The following is a 3981-nucleotide window of genomic DNA, read 5'->3' on the forward strand; positions in this document are numbered from 1 at the left end:
CCGAAAACGGCACACCACGACGACCGTGACCATCACCCGGGCCTCGGACAGCGTGTTGACGAACGCCGCAGCGGCTTAACTTCCTGGTCTTGGGTGAAAACTGGTTCTGGATCACTTTCCGGGCTCTGTCGCTGATTGAGGGGTCTTGGCTGGCTGAGCATGGTGATAGGAGGATGCGGAGGCGTAGGAGGTCGAAGTTGGCCCGCCCGTACATCTGGCGCTTGAGCAGCTTGATCCTGGTCACGTTGCCCTCTACTGCTCCCGAGGTGAGTGTGGTGTTCAGGGCCGCGAGAACGGCGGCGTGGTCGCGTCGGATGCCGCCGGCCAGGCTGCGGAGTTCTGGTTGCCCGTCGAGGCGGACGTCGGCGAGCCAGACATCGAGGGCCAGGTGCTCGCTGCGGCGTTCGCGGACCATGGTCGCCAGGCGCCGGGCGTACTGGGTGGTCGTGGCCAGGGCCGGGCTGCGTTCGCACAGCTCGTCGAGGCACTTGCGTTCGGTGTCGTCGAGCCGCTCGGGTCGGCGCATGATCCAGTCGGTGACGCGGCGGACGGTCAGGTGGGGTGGTGGGGCCTCCGCCGGGATCGCTCCGGTTCGGTAGAGCCGCAGATGACGCTGAACAGTGTTGACGTCACCGCGGTAGCCCAGTTGCTGGATCTCGCGGGTGAGTGCGGAGGCGTTGGTGCAGCCCTCCATCCACCGGTGGTGCAAGTAGCGCCGGTAGTCGTCGATCACGCTGGGGCGGTGGGTCGCCGCGACGAGGAGTTGCTCCACGTCGGCGGCTCGGGCGAAACGCAGGACGGTGCCGCGACTGAGGCGGAGTTCACGGGCGATGGCCCGCAGGCTGTCGCCGCGCTCGATGCGTTCGTGGATCTGCTGGTGACGCTCGCGCGTGCGGGCGACCAGCGGACGCGGCCGGCCGTGGACGTCCAGCTCGTTCGAGCCGGCAGCTCCGGAACGGGGCATCTCATCCCGCTCTTCTCCGAGGTCGAGGGGTTCGCGCAGGTCAGCGCGGTGGCGGCCGACGACGCGCTCGACGGCCTCGGCGAGGTTGTGCAGCAGGTGCCAGGCGTCGGCGACCTGTTGGGCCTGCGGCGCACCCGTGCGGGCACCGTCGCGGAAGGAGCCGGCGCGGTCGCGGCAGATCGTCCGCACTCCGGGGTGGTCGCGCAGCCAGGTGGCGAAGGTGTTCGCGGTGCGATCGGCGAGGACGTCGACCGGCCGGTGGGTGTCCATGTCCACGAGGACCGTCGCGTAGGTGCGACCGCGCCGGATGGCGAACTCGTCCACCCCCAGACGCGGGACGAGGCCCGACGATGGGACGGGTAGCGCCCGGATGAGACGGAGCAGGGTGTCCCGGCACGTGGTCATGGCCAGACGCCCGGAGATCCGGGCCCCGGCCCGGCCGCCCAAGAACAGGGCGATGTCGGTGAGCTGAGCGGTGAGCGCGGTCGTGCGACGCGCGTGGCGGCACGTCAAAGCCGGGATCTGCTCGGCGAACGTCCGCCGGCCGCACTGGTCGTTGCCGCATACGAGACGACGCGCCCTCAGGTCCAGCCGAACCCGCCGACCCGCGACCGGACGGTCCGCAAGACGCCGCCGGTAGTAGCAGTGCAGCCGCGATGATCTCCGCTCGCACCCCGGGCAGACGGCCGACGCCGCCACCGACCGCACGGCGAGACGAACCTCGCCATCCCCTAGAACCATCTCCTCGACCTCCACGCCGATCCCCGGGAAGAGAAGGTCCGCCACACGCACCGAATCCATCACGCCGAGGTCATGCCCACCGCCCGATCACGGTCAGCACGGACCCCTCAATCAGCGACAGAGCCCCAAAAGTGATCCAGAACCACGGTTCAACCGCCGCCGACATCCTGGATTGACATAGAAGATCAGGGGACAGAGCTCAGCAGGCGAAGCCTCGGACGCTGGCCCACGACTTCAACACCGGCCGGCGTGATGAACGACGGTCGATCGATGCTCAGGCCTGCGGTCACCGGCCCGTTCGTTCCGTCCAGGCGCCCAAGCACTGCGTCGATGTCCTCCGTCAGCACCCAGGAGGACGAGAGCATGCCGAATGGTCCGGCCTCTGGTGCCTCGACCAGGCGGAACCGCAAGGTGATCTCCGGTTTCGGCCCGCGGCCGGCCCTGGATGCCGCACGACGCTGACTCCAGGTGGGCGGGCAGCCACAAGCTTCTCCCGCGATCGTGGCCGGCCGCAGGTGTCGGACTCCGTCACAGACGTGCTCCCCTTGCCGCCCCCGCGTGACCATCCTGAAGTCCAGGGACTGCGGCCCGTCGAGTGTGATCTCGAAACGGTCCCGGCGGGTGATCCACTCACTCCCGGACCGCCCCGTCCTCACATCGCCGCCGAGCAACCCTGCCAACGCCGCCGCCTCTTCCCGTGACGACATGGAGACTCGCCAACCGTGGTCCAGCGCTGCCGGTTCACCGGCAGGCCCACTCGCGTGGAATCGCCCAACGACACGGCCCGAACTTCGGTTTCCACAAGCACCCCTGCCACGGACAGAAGAAGCGCCGGCCGACACCGCGAAGAACAACGAGACCTCCGAGAGTCCGTGGAGCAGGAGCCCCTGATGATCCACGGAAACAGCAGCTTGGTGAGGCCGCGCTTCTCTGGTAGGTCGGCTCTGCGTTCCTAACGGCTGTGAGGTCCGACAACGAAAATGTCGCCAATCTTCCTGACCCGAGCCAGTTTCGTCGCCCCTTGATTACTTGACCCATCGGGCTCCGGCTAGAAACAGGACTTCAGCCTGGGACGCTCAGGAGACTGGCTCGTCCAGCCAGTGGAGTACAGGCGAAAGGCAGCACGCCCAGCGGACCTTGATCCGTTGAACGTGCGCCTTGTTCACGCTATGGGGTGCTCTATCAGGCTGCGGACGACGAAGGCTCCGCGGGTGCCCACGGGTCCGGCTGATCAAGCCAGTGGATTTCCACGCGGGTCGGGTCGAACCGATTGTCTCCCCGCGCGCCCCTGGCGACGACCAGGCGCCGGATGACCAATCGGAGCAGGTCCCGCCGTAGTGCGTGGTCCGCGTTCTCCCACGCCTCGCTGATCTGTTCATGTTCCAGTAGCCACCCGATGTCGAGCTTCTTCGGGGCGAGCGCGGCCACGCGGTCCAGGGCCGTCTGGAGGGCTACGCGCGCCTCGGCCTGGATGCGAGGCAGGTGGACATCGAACGGCGGGTCGTACATGCCCGCCGCCTGCTGGTCCGCGATGCGCTGCACACGCTGCTCGGCCGTCTTCTGAGCAGCCAGGGCGTCGGCCAGCTCCTCTGCCGTCTCCGGGTTCTGCAGGCCCGCGTAACGCTCCGCGGCAATCCACAGAAGAGGATCGGTCTCGTCTCCGGCGTTCATGCGGTCGAACCACGCCAGCGTCACGTGTTTTTCCAGCGTCGTCCGCGTGACGCTCACCGGGTCCGGGCAGAACTTCCCCGCCCCATGCCTCGCGCACACGTGACTCCGCCCACCACTGGCGGCACCCTTACAACCCCGGCACCGTGTGAGGTCGGTCAGAAGGTGGTACTTTTTGCTACTCGGCTGCTCCTCGTACCTCAGGTGCCCTCGCAGAGCCGCGCGCGCCTTCCGGACGATCTCCGGTGCTATCGGCTTGGCGCCCTCAGCCAGCACGCTGATGCGCTCGCCGGTGACAGGGTGCCGGTAGACCGCGTCCTCGCCAGTGACGGCCCCCTGCGCCACGCTCACCTGCCATCCCTCGTACACCGGGTGCCAGATCATCTTCGAGATGGTGGACGCTTGCCACTCCCCGCCGCCAGGCGACGGGATCGGAGACCGCCCGGAGTTGAGTGCGCGCCCCAGCATGCGGGCGGGCACGCCCAAAGCGACGGACTCGAAGATGTGCTCCACGTACTGAACTTGATTGCGTGATGTCGGCTGTTGCTGAGCTCAGCCGTCCATGATCAGTCCGGTCTCGGTGAGGCAGGCGTCGATCAGATGGGCTC

At 67.8% G+C, this 3981-nt stretch carries 2 protein-coding genes; both read right to left on the reverse strand.

Annotated features, from left to right (window positions below):
* A partial coding sequence (locus tag AB0J08_RS41145; RefSeq protein ID WP_360645191.1) for an ISL3 family transposase occupies positions 1-1765 on the reverse strand: 1765 nt, incomplete at its 3' end.
* A gap of 1122 nt (positions 1766-2887) precedes the next feature.
* A complete protein-coding gene (locus tag AB0J08_RS41150; RefSeq protein ID WP_360645193.1) occupies positions 2888-3886 on the reverse strand; it encodes a recombinase family protein in 999 nt (332 codons plus the stop codon).
* Positions 3887-3981: the final 95 nt, after the last annotated feature.

This window comes from Kitasatospora sp. NPDC050463, assembly GCF_040655255.1.
GTDB lineage: Bacteria > Actinomycetota > Actinomycetes > Streptomycetales > Streptomycetaceae > Kitasatospora.